Source organism: Candidatus Pseudoscillospira sp. SGI.172 (genome assembly GCF_050313575.1).
Classification (GTDB): Bacteria; Bacillota; Clostridia; order Oscillospirales; family Oscillospiraceae; genus Vermiculatibacterium.
This window is the reverse complement of sequence record NZ_JBNPLQ010000001.1, coordinates 176,287-189,218: the sequence shown is the minus strand read 5'-3', so window position 1 is coordinate 189,218 and position 12,932 is coordinate 176,287. Positions and strand designations below refer to the sequence as shown.

Annotated in this window: 14 protein-coding genes; 1 reads left to right on the top strand and 13 read right to left on the bottom strand. The window is 63.0% G+C overall.

Translation table 11 applies throughout. The annotated features are described in order from the left end of the window. Positions 1-3: 3 nt before the first annotated feature. The 9 genes from feoB to ACQRD3_RS01055 all read right to left on the bottom strand — a co-directional run bounded on the left by feoB (position 4) and on the right by ACQRD3_RS01055 (position 8,323). Complete coding sequence (feoB, locus tag ACQRD3_RS01095) at positions 4-2,061, bottom strand: ferrous iron transport protein B (RefSeq protein ID WP_080907175.1); 2,058 nt, start codon at positions 2,059-2,061, stop codon at positions 4-6. A gap of 1 nt (position 2,062) precedes the next feature. Next, positions 2,063-2,278 carry a FeoA family protein gene (locus ACQRD3_RS01090; protein WP_427779276.1) on the bottom strand — a complete coding sequence of 72 codons (216 nt, stop codon included), beginning with the start codon at positions 2,276-2,278 and terminating at the stop codon, positions 2,063-2,065. A gap of 61 nt (positions 2,279-2,339) precedes the next feature. Next, positions 2,340-3,098 carry a DNA repair protein RecO gene (recO, locus tag ACQRD3_RS01085; RefSeq protein WP_080907173.1) on the bottom strand — a complete coding sequence of 253 codons (759 nt, stop codon included), beginning with the start codon at positions 3,096-3,098 and terminating at the stop codon, positions 2,340-2,342. A 223-nt stretch (positions 3,099-3,321) separates the two neighbouring features. Then, entirely contained in the window at positions 3,322-4,215 is an 894-nt protein-coding gene (gene era, locus ACQRD3_RS01080; RefSeq protein ID WP_080907172.1) for a GTPase Era, read from the bottom strand. A gap of 9 nt (positions 4,216-4,224) precedes the next feature. Further along, the gene (gene ybeY, locus ACQRD3_RS01075; protein ID WP_427779273.1) at positions 4,225-4,767 is read right to left on the bottom strand and encodes an rRNA maturation RNase YbeY; all 543 of its coding nucleotides are present in this window, start codon (positions 4,765-4,767) and stop codon (positions 4,225-4,227) included. After that, the gene (locus ACQRD3_RS01070) at positions 4,767-5,738 is read right to left on the bottom strand and encodes a PhoH family protein (protein ID WP_080907170.1); all 972 of its coding nucleotides are present in this window, start codon (positions 5,736-5,738) and stop codon (positions 4,767-4,769) included. The genes ybeY and ACQRD3_RS01070 overlap by 1 nt, the downstream gene beginning before the upstream one ends. 38 nt (positions 5,739-5,776) lie before the next feature. Next, the gene (locus ACQRD3_RS01065) at positions 5,777-6,976 is read right to left on the bottom strand and encodes a sporulation protein YqfD (RefSeq protein ID WP_427779270.1); all 1,200 of its coding nucleotides are present in this window, start codon (positions 6,974-6,976) and stop codon (positions 5,777-5,779) included. 12 nt (positions 6,977-6,988) lie between these two features. Next, the gene (locus tag ACQRD3_RS01060) at positions 6,989-7,267 is read right to left on the bottom strand and encodes a YabP/YqfC family sporulation protein (protein ID WP_427779269.1); all 279 of its coding nucleotides are present in this window, start codon (positions 7,265-7,267) and stop codon (positions 6,989-6,991) included. A 48-nt stretch (positions 7,268-7,315) separates the two neighbouring features. Further along, positions 7,316-8,323, bottom strand: coding sequence for a tRNA nucleotidyltransferase (locus ACQRD3_RS01055; protein ID WP_080907167.1), 1,008 nt, complete (start codon positions 8,321-8,323; stop codon positions 7,316-7,318). 119 nt (positions 8,324-8,442) lie between these two features. Here ACQRD3_RS01055 and murC point away from each other — a divergent pair, with 119 nt between their 5' ends. Next, positions 8,443-9,819 carry a UDP-N-acetylmuramate--L-alanine ligase gene (gene murC / locus ACQRD3_RS01050; RefSeq protein WP_427779266.1) on the top strand — a complete coding sequence of 459 codons (1,377 nt, stop codon included), beginning with the start codon at positions 8,443-8,445 and terminating at the stop codon, positions 9,817-9,819. Between the two features lie 96 nt (positions 9,820-9,915). Here murC and ACQRD3_RS01045 read toward each other — a convergent pair whose 3' ends face one another. The 4 genes from ACQRD3_RS01045 to ACQRD3_RS01030 form a co-directional block, all read right to left on the bottom strand. Next, positions 9,916-10,518: a hypothetical protein gene (locus ACQRD3_RS01045; protein ID WP_143476619.1), complete on the bottom strand. Its 603-nt coding sequence runs from the start codon at positions 10,516-10,518 to the stop codon at positions 9,916-9,918. Positions 10,519-10,610: 92 nt separating this feature from the next. Further along, positions 10,611-11,636, bottom strand: coding sequence for a rod shape-determining protein MreB (locus ACQRD3_RS01040; protein ID WP_080907164.1), 1,026 nt, complete (start codon positions 11,634-11,636; stop codon positions 10,611-10,613). A gap of 130 nt (positions 11,637-11,766) precedes the next feature. Continuing rightward, positions 11,767-12,414: a ComF family protein gene (locus ACQRD3_RS01035; protein WP_427779264.1), complete on the bottom strand. Its 648-nt coding sequence runs from the start codon at positions 12,412-12,414 to the stop codon at positions 11,767-11,769. Continuing rightward, positions 12,401-12,589 carry an Arc family DNA-binding protein gene (locus ACQRD3_RS01030; protein WP_080907162.1) on the bottom strand — a complete coding sequence of 63 codons (189 nt, stop codon included), beginning with the start codon at positions 12,587-12,589 and terminating at the stop codon, positions 12,401-12,403. The genes ACQRD3_RS01035 and ACQRD3_RS01030 overlap by 14 nt, the downstream gene beginning before the upstream one ends. Positions 12,590-12,932 lie beyond the last annotated feature (343 nt).

Sequence of the window (12,932 nt, the reverse complement as noted above, 5' to 3'; positions counted from 1 at the left end):
TGATTACAGCAGCAGTCTCCCCACCTGGTAGATGAGAAAGCTCATCACCCAAGCGGTGACCACCTGGAAGAGCACCGACCCCACCGTCCACTTCCAGCTCCCGGACTCCCGTCGGATGACGCCGATGGTGGCGGCACAGGGGATGTAGAGCAGGCAGAACACCATGAGGCAGTATGCGTTGAGGGGCCCGAAGCCCATGGCGGTCAGCCCCGCGGACACCGCGGCCATCCCGGCGGCGGAGTTGATGTTGTTGACGCCGAAGAGAATGGCGGTAGAAGATACCACCACTTCCTTGGCGGAAATTCCGGCGATCAGGGCCACGGCCACCGGCCAGAAGCCCAGACCTGCCGGGGTCAAAACCGGCACGATGGCTTTGCCCAGCAGGGCGGCGAAGCTCTCCCCCATCTCAGCAGTATACCCGCCCGGGCCGAAGTTCAGCAGGAACCACAGCAGAACGGAGGCCACAAAGATGACCGTGCCCGCCTTGGTGAGGTAGTCCTTCACCTTTTCCCACACATATACCGCCACCGTCCGGGCCGAGGGCATTTTATATTCGGGCAGTTCGATGAGCAGGTCGTTGGGCTCCACGCCCTTTCCCTGTTCCGCCCTGTGGATGACATAGGTCACCAGCAGCGCCACTAAAATTCCCACCAGATACATGGAATAGGCGGCCAGCATGGCGTATTTTCCGAAGAAGAGGCCGGAGAACAGGATGTAGATGGGCAGCCGGGCCGAACAGGACATGAACGGAGTCACCAGCATGGTCTTGAATCGGTCCCGCCGGTTCTCCAGCGCCCGGGAGGCCATGATGGCGGGCACTGTGCAGCCAAAGCCCAGCACCATGGGGAGAAAGGCCCGCCCGGACAAGCCAAGGCGGCCCATGATACCGTCCATGATATACGCAACCCGGGCCATGTAGCCGGTGTCCTCCAGAAAGGCCAGGGCCAGAAACAGGATAAAGATATTGGGCAGGAAGGTCAGAATACCCCCTACCCCCGCCAGAATGCCGTCGGTGATGAGGGCGGTGAGGAGTTCCCCCACCCCCCAGGCCGCCAGAGTGTTCCCCACCACGCCCGTGGCCCACTCGATGAGCAGCTCAAAATAGCCCTTGAGGAAGTCGCCCACGGTGAAGGTGAGGAAGAACACCATGGCCATGATCCCCAAAAAGATGGGCAGGCCCCATACCGGGTGTGTGAGGACCCGGTCCGCCTGTTCGGTGAGGGCAGCCTTTTCCTCCCGGTGGACCATGACCTCCCCCATGATCTCTTCGATGAAATCGTATTTCTGATTGATGATGTCGGTCTCATAGCTCCGGTCCAAAATATCCGGCAGTTCCACCGGGTACCCGGCCCGGATCTCCCCGTCCCCCTCCAGAAGCTTGATGGCGTGCCACCGGGGATTGTCCAAATCGGGCCACTTCCGTTTCAGGACGGTGGACACAGCGTCGATGCGAAACTCCATCATCTCGTCGTACACCATGACATACTCCGCGTGCTTGTCCGCCGGACCGGCCCCGCTATGTCCGTGCCACTCGTGCTCGTGGATGATGGGGTCATGGTGCTTCATCCCGGCGTGGTGGGCAGCGGCGTGCATCAGCACCTCCAGCCCCGTCCGCTTCCGGGCGGAGACCGGGATCACTGGCACGCCCAGCATCTCGGGCAGGCGGTGGAGGTCGATCTCCATGCCTCGCTTGGCCACGATGTCCATCATGTTCAGGGCCAGCACCACCGGCTTGCCCAGTTCCAGAAGCTGGAGCGTCAGATAGAGATTCCGCTCCAGCGCGGAGGCGTCCACCACGTCGATGATAACGTCCACCTCGTCTGAGAGGATAAACTGGCGGGAGACCTGCTCCTCCATGGTGTAGGAGGTAAGGCTGTACGTCCCCGGCAGGTCCACCAGCCGGATGTTCAGGTCGTGGTCCCTGAGGGTGCCCTCCACCCGCTCCACCGTTACGCCCGGCCAGTTGGCCACCTTCAGGTTGGCCCCGGTATAGGCGTTGAAAAGAGTGGTCTTGCCGCAGTTTGGGTTGCCGATGAAGGCCACGGTCAGCTGCTTTGCCATCTCACGCCACCCCGATCCTGCGGGTGATGCCCCGCCCCATGGCGAAGCGGGTGCCCCGCACCTTGAGAACCAGCGTCCCCCGGCTCTTGTTCCCCAGAACGGACACCCGGGTCCCCAGGGTCATCCCCAGGGCCTCCAGCCGGTGTGCCACCTGTTCCGGCAGGTCCATCCGGGAGACGGTGTAGCTCTCTCCCGCTTTTCCCTCGTCCAATGTCATTGAAAAATGCCTCCTGATCGGAATGATGCCGGTACGGTCTCCCGGAGCGAGACTTGCAGAATCATCCCGGCAATTTGATCTGCTTGTAAAAATCCAGTGTGTGAAATCCCCGCTCCAGCTGGGTGAGCAGGAAGCCCTCGCAGGCCCCCGCCATCCGCTCCAGCGAGGCAGGGGGGACCTGAACGGAGAAAAGCCGCTTTTCATCCCCATAGGCCACATGCCGCAGTGCCGCCAGAGAGGCCCCGTCCAGCGGCATGGAGATCCCCTCTTCCCCTGCTTCGCCCCGGCAGCCCCCACAGTGGAGCACGCCGGCGGAGAGGTTCAGCCTGGGCTCCTCCGGCATCTTCTCTCCGCATACGGCGCAGGCGTCCAGCAGCGGCTCATAGCCCGCCAGGCAGGCCAGCTTCAGTTCAAAGGCCGCCTTTACCAGCGCAGTGGGCTTGCGGAGCTTGTCCAGTGCGTAGAGGGAATTGAGGATGAGGGGCAGCAGGCCCGGGGTCTCCACTCCCTCCTCGGCCACCGCCTCGGTGACCTCGGCAAAATAGGAACCCAGGGCCAGCTTTTCCAGGTCGGCCCGTACCCCCCGGAATTCCTCCAGGGTGCTGGCCTCATTGAGGGACCAGTAGTCCCGGTAGTCAAAGAGCGTCATGTCCGACCAGACCAGAAGCTGGGCGGGCGCGGCCAGCGGGCTGTTCCGCCTCCGGCAGCCCCGGGCCTTCACCGTCCGCTTCCCCTGGCCCTGGGCCAGCACGGTCAGGATCTTGTCGCTCTCCTTGTAGTTGACCTCACGGAGCACCAGGGCCTTTGTCACAACGTGCATGGCTATGTATGGGGTCAGGCGCTCTGCGCCCGACCCTCTTCCTCCCTCAGCAGGCAATAGATACTGTACGCTTCCGGCAGTCCGGTGCGTGTGAAAAGTTCCCAGGCAGCTTCCGAGGTCATGGTCAGCCCTCCCTTTTCTCTCTGGGAATAGCTTGACCCTGTTTCCTCCAAACTATCAGCGCCAAATTTCGTCAGTTTCGCCGCAAAATGGCCGATGCGCTTTAATCGTCCCGATAGCCGAAGCTGTGGATGAGATTCAGATTGTCCCGCCAGTTCTCCTTGACCTTCACCCAGGTCTGAAGGAACACCTTGGTGCCCATGAAGCGCTCCATGTCCTCCCGGGCCAGGGTGGAGATCTTTTTCAGCATGGCGCCCTTTTTCCCGATGATGATGCCCTTGTGGCTCTCTTTTTCACAGTAGATGACGGCGTCGGCCTCGATGACCCCGTCGTCCCGCTCGGAGAACTTGGTCAGCTCCACCGCCGTACCGTGGGGGATCTCCTTGTCCAGACACAGCAGCAGCTTCTCCCGCAGGATCTCGGCGCACACCTGCCGCTCGGGCTGGTCGGTGACCATGCCCGCGGGGAAGAGATGGGGCCCCTCCTGGAGATAGCCCTCCAGCAGCCCCCAGAGCTCCTCCAAGCCCTCCCCCTCCCGGGCGGAGATGGGCAGCACGGCGGCAAAGGTGTGCTCCCTGGTGTAGGCGGCGATCACCGCCAGAAGCTGTTCCTTCTTCACCGTGTCGATCTTGTTGATGACCAGCACGGTGGGGGTCTTGGCAGCCTCCAGCCGGGCGATCAGCTCGGCCTCGGGCTCCCCCACGTTGGGGATGGGCTCCACCAGCAGCAGGGCGGCGTCCACATCTGCCGTGCTCTGGCGCACCACATTCACCATATAGTCCCCCAGCCGGGTGCGGGCCTTGTGGAGGCCCGGGGTGTCCAGGAACACGAACTGGTTCTCACCCCGGTCCACCACGGCGCAGATGCGGTTGCGGGTGGTCTGGGGCTTGTTGGTGACAATGGCGATCTTCTCGCCCACCAGGGCGTTGGTGAGGGTGGACTTGCCCACGTTCGGGCGGCCCACAATGGCGATCATGCCGGCTTTCTTCTTTTCCATAGGTGATCCTCAACTTTCTTGAGCCTTTTCATTGGCAGCCGCATTGGGTTTATCCTGATCTCTGACGATTCCCAGGCTTTCCAAAATGGCCTCTTCCCGCGCTCTCATCCGGGCCTTCATGGGCCCTTCGTCCAGGTGGTCGTACCCCAGCAGATGGAGCACTGAGTGGACCACCAGATAAGACAGCTCCCTGCGCTTGGAGTGGTTGTACTCCCTGGCCTGGGCCGAGACCCGTTCCATGGAAATGGCCATGTCCCCCAAGGGGACAAGCCCGCTTCCGGGATCAGCGTCCTCCGGGGAGGGAAGCTCCCCCGGCCGGAGCTCAAACTCCGGGAAGCTGAGCACGTCCGTGGGCGCGTCCACCTTGCGCATCTCCCGGTTGATGGCCTGGATCCCGGCGTCCCCGGTGAGAAACACGTCCACCTCGCAGGGGAAATCCACCCCCTGGGCCTCCAGCGCGGTGCGGATGACCTTGCGGATGAGGGCGCAGTTGCCCTGGGTGGCCGCACCCGGCACGTCGGCGGTGACGGGAATATAGTGACGCTTTGCCATCACTTTTTCCCCCTTCCCCGTCTTTCATCCGCCTCATAGGCCTTGATGATGCGCTGTACGATGACGTGGCGCACCACATCCGCGCCGGTGAGACGGCAGATGGCGATGTCCTCCACCCCGTCCAGCACCCGCATGGCCTCCTTCAGACCGGAGATCTTATCCGTGGGCAGGTCGATCTGGGTCACGTCGCCGGTGATGACGATTTTGGAACCGAAGCCCATCCGGGTCAAGAACATCTTCATCTGTTCCCGGGAGGTGTTCTGCGCCTCATCCAGAATAATGAAGCTGTCATCCAGAGTACGGCCTCTCATATAGGCCAGGGGGGCCACTTCGATATTCCCCCGCTCCACATACTTCTGATAGGTCTCGGGGCCCAGCATCTCAAAGAGGGCGTCGTAGAGGGGACGGAGATAGGGATCCACCTTGGACTGGAGATCCCCGGGCAGGAAGCCCAGCCGCTCCCCCGCCTCCACTGCCGGACGGGTGAGGATGATGCGGTTGACCTCTCCGGCCCGGAAGGCCGCCACCGCCGCCGCCACCGCCAGATAGGTCTTGCCGGTGCCCGCAGGGCCGATGCCCAGAGTCACCAGATTCTTCCGGATGGCGTCCACATACCGCTTCTGCCCCATCGTCTTGGATTTGATGGGCTTGCCCTTGGCGGTGACGCACAGCACATCGGCGGAAAACTGCCCGATCTTGTCCTCGTGGCCCGCCTTCACCAGGTTGAGGATATATCGCACATTCTGTTCGGTGATGGTCTCTCCGCGCCCGATCAGGGTGAGCAGGCCCTCCACCGCCTTGACGGCGTAAATGACCTTCTCTCCGTCCTCTCCTGTGATCTTGAGCCGGCCGTCCCGGCTCACCACAGCGACGCCCAGGTCTTTTTCAATGAGCTTGATGTTTTCGTCCAGGGAGCCGAAGAGGCTGACAGTCTCCTCCATCCGCTCCACGCTGATGGTCTGTTCGATCAAATTCCGATCTCTCCTTCGTATTCCGATGCGCATTTGAACTATCCCGCCGGCACGAACCGGCCCAGTTCCTCGCGGCACTCGGCGGTGAGGGTGACCGTGAGTGCCCCGTCCCGCCGGACGGCGGAAAACTGCTGACTGACCACCGTCCCGGTCTCTCCCAGCAGCTCCAGAAGCTGGTCGGCCAGGCGGCTCTCCAGCATGCTCTGCGCCGCGGCCTCCTCCACAGGGACGGCGGCCGCCCGATAGGCCCGGAAGGTCTCCCGCCGCACCGCAAAGGGGAGGACCAGGCCGCCGGGGAGGGTCAAATTCCATGTGTTTGCTATTTTATCATATCTGTCAAAGGGAATTCCACTGTTTTGGTAAAAATTGACCCTTTGCCCCAAAATCGTCAGAGAATAAACGCTTTTTTCGTCGCCTGTAAGTTCCTTGACCTCCGCTTCCAGCGGAATGGAGGCAGCCATCGTACGCCAGGTGCGTCCCTCCACCCGGCCCATGGCCCGCACCGGCATCCATTCGGGGGGATTCTCGCTGTAAAGGGGCGGGTCCATTTTCACCGAGCCCCGGATCAGCACATCCCCCGGCAGCACGGTCGCCCCCTCGGCCACCGCCGCATCCCCCGCCCAGACCTCCATCCGGGTGACGATCCCGGGGGCCTCGGCCACAATGTCCCCCAAGGCGCTCTCATCCACCATCTCGGGCTTCGCCACCTTCTCCCGCACCACCACCTGGGCCCGAATGCCGTGTAGATTCACCGCCATCCAGGCCAGATCATCCAGGTGGAGCATAGCCTCATTGGAGATGTCCCGGACGGACAGCCCCGGGCCGTAGACGCCGGGGCGCAGGCCCGCCCGCTGCAGCTCGGTGAGGATGACCTGAGCGGGCACCGTCTCGTTCCCCTCCACCTCCACCACCAGCACAAACCGGGAGAGCACGATCACCGCCGTCAGCGCCAGGGCCAGCCCAATGAGCAGCGCATACCGTTTCCGAAACCGCAGCAGAAAGGGCGGCACCCCCCGCTGTCCGGCCTCATCCAGGGTGCAGCCCGTCCGCCGGGCCAGATCCTCCAGCCCCTTTCGATCCTGCCAGGCCACCGTCAGGCGGAGCACATGCTCCTCGGGCCACTCCACCCGCCAAAAAGCCACGCCCCGCTGGGCGCACAGATTCAAAAAACGCTCCGGGAATGCGCCGGACACCTCCAGGCGCACGCTCCCCCGGAGCAGATTGACCACTCGTCCCACATCCCCGCCCCCTCACGTCAGCTCCACCGAGAGCAGCGTCCCGGTGATGAGCAGCTCCCCGGCGTTCATTGCCTTCAGCTCCAGGCCGGTCCCCCGCACCTTGATGATGAGCTTCCCGCCGCTGATGAGGATCTCTTCGGGCCCGTAGGCCAGGATGCCTCTGTGGTTCTCCATGCGCAGCTCCTGTCGCCCCACGATCTCCACCCGCGGAAGCCCCACCACCTCCCCCGGCAGATCCAGTGCCTGGGCGGTCTTCTCCAGCAGGCCCTCTTTTTTTGGTTTTCGCTCCATCGGCAAAGCCCTCCTCGTCCCGCTATCTATATGCGGAAAAAGGGGGTGTCATGAGTGGGAGCCGCTCTGCTCCGCCAGGATCTCCCTCAGACGCTGGGCCGTGTTGTCCTCCGGGCAGTCCAGCACATGTCGGGCCAGCCGCTTTTGCGCCGCGCTGATCTCCGGCCCGGTCAGCCCCAGCGCCATCAGATCCCCGCCGGAGAGCGCCAGTGTGGAAATGACCGCCCGCTCCGGGTGCTCCACCGCCCGGCGGAGCTTCCGCTCCACCGGGAGGGCCCCGATGGGAAAGCCGGTGGCCGCGCAGAAGCCCTGCCACCGTGCCTCGGGCAGAATGGGCAGCGCAGACAGGCCTGACAGATCCCATGGCCGGTCGAATGCATACAAATGATCCAGAAGGCCCAGCCGGATCATCTCTCCCGCCCACTGGGGCCGGGGAGAGAGAAGGGTCTTTTCCAGCTCCACACGGATGCGCTCCCGGGAGATCTGTGCCGTCCGAAAGGCGTTGCGGCCCATCGCCGCGGCAGTTTTTCCCTCCAGGGCGAAGCCCAGTTGGGCACAGAAACGGATCCCCCGGAGCATCCGAAGCGCGTCCTCGGAAAAACGCCGGTCCGGATCCCCCACGCAGCGAATGATCCCCCGCGCCAGATCCGCCCGCCCTCCGAAGCGGTCGATGACGGTCCCGTCGGGGCCAAGGGCCATGGCATTGACCGTGAAATCCCGCCGGGACAAATCCTCGGCAAGTCCCACGTCAAAGGTCACGGCGTCGGGATGGCGTCCGTCGGCATATCCCCCCTCCCGGCGGAAGGTGGTGATCTCCACCGGACCGTCCGGCGTGGGGACTGTGACCGTGCCGTGCTTCAGTCCGGTGGGAATTGCCCCCGGGAACAACGCCGACACCGTCTCCGGCCTGGCAGCGGTACAGATGTCCACATCCCCCGGCGCCCGGCCCAGCAGCAGATCCCGCACGCATCCCCCCACCGGATAGGCCGCCCAGCCCGCGGCCCGCAGCCGCTCCAGACATGCCGCCGGCCCGACGGGCAGTTCCTTCCATGCCATTTCAACCGCTCCTTTTCGTATAACTGCCCACTCTTTTGTATAGAATTACCTTGCCTATTTTCTCCTGCTGCCTTATAATAATATGTCAACCGACTAAAATGAAAAAGGGTGTGCGACCCATGACAAACATCGATATCACAACTTATCTGCATCCCGGACGCCGGGCCCACCTGGTGGGCATCGGCGGGGTGTCCATGGCCCCCCTGGCCGAAGTTCTCCACGGCATGGGCATGGTCATCACCGGCTCCGACACACGCCAGAGCGACACAGTGAAGCATCTGCGCTCCCTGGGCATCCAAGTGGAGATCGGCCAGAGCGCCGAGCATCTGGATCACTGCGAGCTGGTCATCCGCACCGCCGCCGCGCACGACGACAACCCCGAGATCTCCGGCGCCCGGGCCCGGGGCATCCCGGTCTTTGAGCGGGCCCAGGCCTGGGGCGCCATCATGAAGCGCTACCAGAACGCCCTGTGCATCTCGGGCACCCACGGCAAAACCACCACCACCAGCATGTGCACCCATATCATCATGGCTGCGGGCATGGATCCCACCGTGATGATCGGCGGCACCCTGCCCCTGCTGGGGGCGGGCCATCGGGTCGGGCGGGGGGACACCATCATCCTGGAGAGCTGCGAATACTGCAACTCCTTCCTGTCCTTCTTCCCCACCATTGCCGTCATCCTCAACGTGGACGCCGACCACCTGGATTTCTTCAAGGATCTCCAGGACGTGGAGCACTCCTTCCGGGCTTTTGCCGACCTGGTGCCGGAAAACACCGGCCTCATCGTGGCCAACCGGGACGACGCCAACACCATGACCACCCTGGCCGGGGAGACCCGCCGGGTACTCACCTTCGGCCTGAGCGAAGGGGACGTTCACGCAGAACATCTGACCTATGACCGAGGCATGCCGGAGTTCGACGTGTTCTGCCGGGGCGAGTTCTTCACCCATGCGGCTCTCCAGGTGCCGGGGGAACACAATGTCCGCAACGCCTTGGCCGCCACAGCGGCCTGTCTGTCCCTGGGCGTCCCCGCTGAAGCGGTCTCCCGGGGCCTGTCCCAGTTCCGCGGCGCCGGCCGGCGCTTTGAGAAAAAGGGCGTTTACCACGGAGCCGATGTCTACGATGACTACGCCCATCACCCCAGCGAGGTGCAGGCCCTGCTCACCACGGCCATGTCTCTGGGCTATCAGCGGGTCATCTGCGCCTTCCAGCCCCATACCTACTCCCGGACCAGGGCCCTGTTCGACGAGTTCGTCCATGTGCTCTCCGAGCCCGACGTGACGCTTCTGGCAGAGATCTACGCCGCCCGGGAGGACAACGACCTGGGGATCTCCTCCCGGGATCTGTCTGAACGCATCCCGGGCAGCGAGTACTTCTCCACGCTGAAATCCCTCACCCAGCGGCTGGGGGAGATGGCCCGGCCCGGGGATCTCATCCTCACGGTGGGCGCGGGCGATATCTACACGGTGGGCGAGGCACTGGTCGCCGGGGACTGATTCGCTGAAACAGAAAGCACAAACGGATGAGAGGACGTCGGGCCATGCCCATGACTGCCCCTCATCCGTTCTTTCGTTCGGTGTATACCAGACCGATCAGCCCTGCTGGCTCTTCTCCCCTTCGGCCGCTGCCGCGGGAATGGGGCCGGCCTCCGTCGGAGCCGCCGTTTCCTCCGGTGCATCCACCGCATCCACCGTCTGCGCCAGCACCTCTCCGGCAGCCTGACGGGCCTGCTTGGCCTGCTCCAGCTCACTCTCCTGACGCGCCGTCTCCGCCGCGGCTTCGATCCTGGCCCGTTCCTCCTTCCGGCGCGCCATGCGCTTCTTCATGCCCTTGCCCTCAAAGATCACGCCAAACAGGGTGAACACGCCGATCAGAAAAAAGGTGCAGATATTTCCGGCCGTAGGGGCGAACGCCCCTTTCAGCCCGGAGACGAACCAGCCCGCCGCCCAGCCCAGGGCGCAGCCCAGGTAGTAAAGCACAGTGAACCGCCGCAGCCGCAGCAGTACGGCGATCCCACCCACCAACGCCAGCACGGCATAGATGGCCGCCAGCTCGGCACTGACGAATTCCCCGACCACGATGTAGTAGCCGCCCAGGCCCACAGCCAGAAAGGCTGCAAAACAAAGCAGTGCGGCCGCCAGGTTGGATACGGTGAAAAAGGGGCGCTTTTTTCGGGTGCTCTCTGTCTCTTTCATTTTCATTCCCTCCAAAAAGGCCCCGCCTGCAAAGACAGGCGGGGCTTTTTCAGGGCGATCCCCGACCGTACGGCGGAGGACCGCCCTTTTCTTCATCCGTTGAGCTGCTTGCGGCGGGAGAGGTTGATGGTACCGTCCTGCATGCCGTCCAGGGAGTCCAGGCTCTTTCCGGTTCCGTAGGCCACGCAGGAGATGGCGTCGTCGGCCACCCGGGTCTCGATGCCGGTATGGGACTCGATAAGCTTGTCAAAGCCCTTCACCAGAGAGCCGCCGCCGGTCATAATGATGCCGTTGTTGGAGATGTCGGCCACCAGCTCGGGCGGCGTGCGCTCCAGCACCCCGTGGATGGCCTCCAGAATGCGGGCGGAGGGCTCCTCGAAGGCCTCGATCATCTCACTGGAGGTGACGGTGAACACCCGGGGCAGGCCGGTCATGAGGCAGCGGCCTTTGATCTCCACGCTCAGCTCCTCCTCGGGCGGGAACACGCATCCGATGCGCATTTTCAGCTCCTCGGCGGTGCGCTCGCCGATGAGCACGTTGTGCTTGCGGCGGATATACTTGATGATGGACTCGTCGAACTGGTCGCCGGCGATCTTGATGGAGGTGGACTCCACGATGCCGGAGAGGGAGATGACGGCGATGTCGGAGGTACCGCCGCCGATATCCACCACCATGTGTCCGTCGGGCTTGGCGATGTCGATGCCCGCGCCGATGGCGGCGGCCACCGGCTCCTCGATGAGGTAGACCCGGCGGGCGCCGGCCTGGATGCCCGCGTCAATGACGGCCCGCTCCTCCACCTCCGTGATGCCGGAGGGAACGCAGATGATGATACGGGGCTTAAAGAGCCGGAAGGAAGTCACCTTCCGGATAAACTCCTTGAGCATCCGCTCGGTCATGTCGTAGTCGGAGATGACGCCCTCCCGCAGGGGGCGGATGGCCACGATGTTGCCCGGGGTACGGCCCAGCATCTGCTGGGCGTCGGTGCCCACCTTCAGAAGCTTGCCTGTATTTTTGTCGATGGCCACCACGGAGGGCTCCTGCAAAACGACCCCTCTGCCCTTGACGTAAACCAGGATGGAAGCAGTGCCAAGGTCGATCCCAATGTCTTTACTGAACATAGCTGCACCTCAAATGTCTTTCCGTTTACAAGCTCTATTGTAGCCTGATGATCTTATCTTCAATCTCAATCATTATACCGACTTTTTTCCCGCATTTCAATCTTCTTAGACAAAAAAGCCGCAAAATATCTTAACGGGCCCGGGCCAGCACGGCGCAGGAGACCTCCGAAGCCCCCGCCAGACGCAGGATACAGGCGCATTCGGAGAGGGTGGACCCGCTGGTGACCACATCGTCCACCAGAAGCACCCGCTTGTCCCGGACCCGCTCCGGATCCAGGGCAGCATAGGCTCCCCGTACGTTGGCCCGGCGCTCCGCCTCTTCGGTCAGCCCTGACTGGGCCGGGACCTCCCGTTTGGTCAGCGTGGCCTCCACGGGCAGGCCCAGAGCTTTTCCAACCTCTTCGGCCAGCAGCCGGGCCTGATCGTAGCCTCTCTGCCTGAGCCGCTTCCGGGAGAGGGGCGGCCAGGAGATCAAATCTGCGCTCCCGCCGTGGTCGGACACACACTGGGCCACCAGTGCGCCGAGGGCCCGGCTCCGGGCGCTTTTTCCGCCGAATTTATAGGCGCAGACAGCATCCCGGACGCGGTCTTGATAGCGCAGGGGGGCCACACAGCCAGTGGTAAAGTCCACCGCCTTTTCCCCCTCCGGGCCGGTCAGCCAGGGAAGCTCCCGCTGGCAGTCGGGGCACAGAAGGTCTCCGCTCCGCTCCAGGATTCTCCCACAGAAAGGGCACTTGGGCGGAAACAGAAGATCCCAGAGGAAGTCAATCGTCGGCATCGGTGAGATCCCCCTGGGTAATGGGGCCGTGCTCCCGCTCAAATTCCCGGATGCTGGATGTGATCAGATAGAGAATCTGTCTGCTCATGGAACGACCTTCATAGGTCGCTACATACTGGAGCTTATCGTGGAGCTCCCCGTCCATGCGAATGCTCAAATGTTTCCGCGTTTTCATATCCTCTGCCTCCTGAGTTGTATAGGCAAAGGATATCTTGTTGCGGCAGTTTTGATGCAAAGTTAGTGCATTTTTACGGCATTAAATTTAAGGTATTTCTTTGGAAAAAGTGATTGCCCATTCTGCGTGTGCATCCTGCGAGGCCGCGCTTTTTAGGCGCTTCCCGCCGGTTTTCAACCCCTGTAAGGCCCTGCTCTCCAGGCGCTTCCCGGTTGGTCGCTGTCTCTGATGGATTCGTAGATCGGAGGCGGCAGTGGGGCAGACGATGCTATGAGTGCTGCTCCGTATCAGCCGGTCGCAAAAGCGCCGTCGGAAGACCGGCGAAAAGATTTTTCTTGGAGCG

What these genes read in the sequence shown, in the direction of transcription:
- feoB (WP_080907175.1), bottom strand. Translation starts at nt 2,061, where the DNA reads ATGGCAAAGCAGCTGACCGTGGCCTTCATCGGCAACCCAAACTGCGGC.
- ACQRD3_RS01090 (WP_427779276.1), bottom strand. Translation starts at nt 2,278, where the DNA reads ATGACATTGGACGAGGGAAAAGCGGGAGAGAGCTACACCGTCTCCCGG.
- recO (WP_080907173.1), bottom strand. Translation starts at nt 3,098, where the DNA reads ATGCACGTTGTGACAAAGGCCCTGGTGCTCCGTGAGGTCAACTACAAG.
- era (WP_080907172.1), bottom strand. Translation starts at nt 4,215, where the DNA reads ATGGAAAAGAAGAAAGCCGGCATGATCGCCATTGTGGGCCGCCCGAAC.
- ybeY (WP_427779273.1), bottom strand. Translation starts at nt 4,767, where the DNA reads ATGGCAAAGCGTCACTATATTCCCGTCACCGCCGACGTGCCGGGTGCG.
- ACQRD3_RS01060 (WP_427779269.1), bottom strand. Translation starts at nt 7,267, where the DNA reads ATGGAGCGAAAACCAAAAAAAGAGGGCCTGCTGGAGAAGACCGCCCAG.
- ACQRD3_RS01055 (WP_080907167.1), bottom strand. Translation starts at nt 8,323, where the DNA reads ATGGCATGGAAGGAACTGCCCGTCGGGCCGGCGGCATGTCTGGAGCGG.
- murC (WP_427779266.1), top strand. Translation starts at nt 8,443, where the DNA reads ATGACAAACATCGATATCACAACTTATCTGCATCCCGGACGCCGGGCC.
- ACQRD3_RS01045 (WP_143476619.1), bottom strand. Translation starts at nt 10,518, where the DNA reads ATGAAAGAGACAGAGAGCACCCGAAAAAAGCGCCCCTTTTTCACCGTA.
- ACQRD3_RS01040 (WP_080907164.1), bottom strand. Translation starts at nt 11,636, where the DNA reads ATGTTCAGTAAAGACATTGGGATCGACCTTGGCACTGCTTCCATCCTG.
- ACQRD3_RS01035 (WP_427779264.1), bottom strand. Translation starts at nt 12,414, where the DNA reads ATGCCGACGATTGACTTCCTCTGGGATCTTCTGTTTCCGCCCAAGTGC.
- ACQRD3_RS01030 (WP_080907162.1), bottom strand. Translation starts at nt 12,589, where the DNA reads ATGAAAACGCGGAAACATTTGAGCATTCGCATGGACGGGGAGCTCCAC.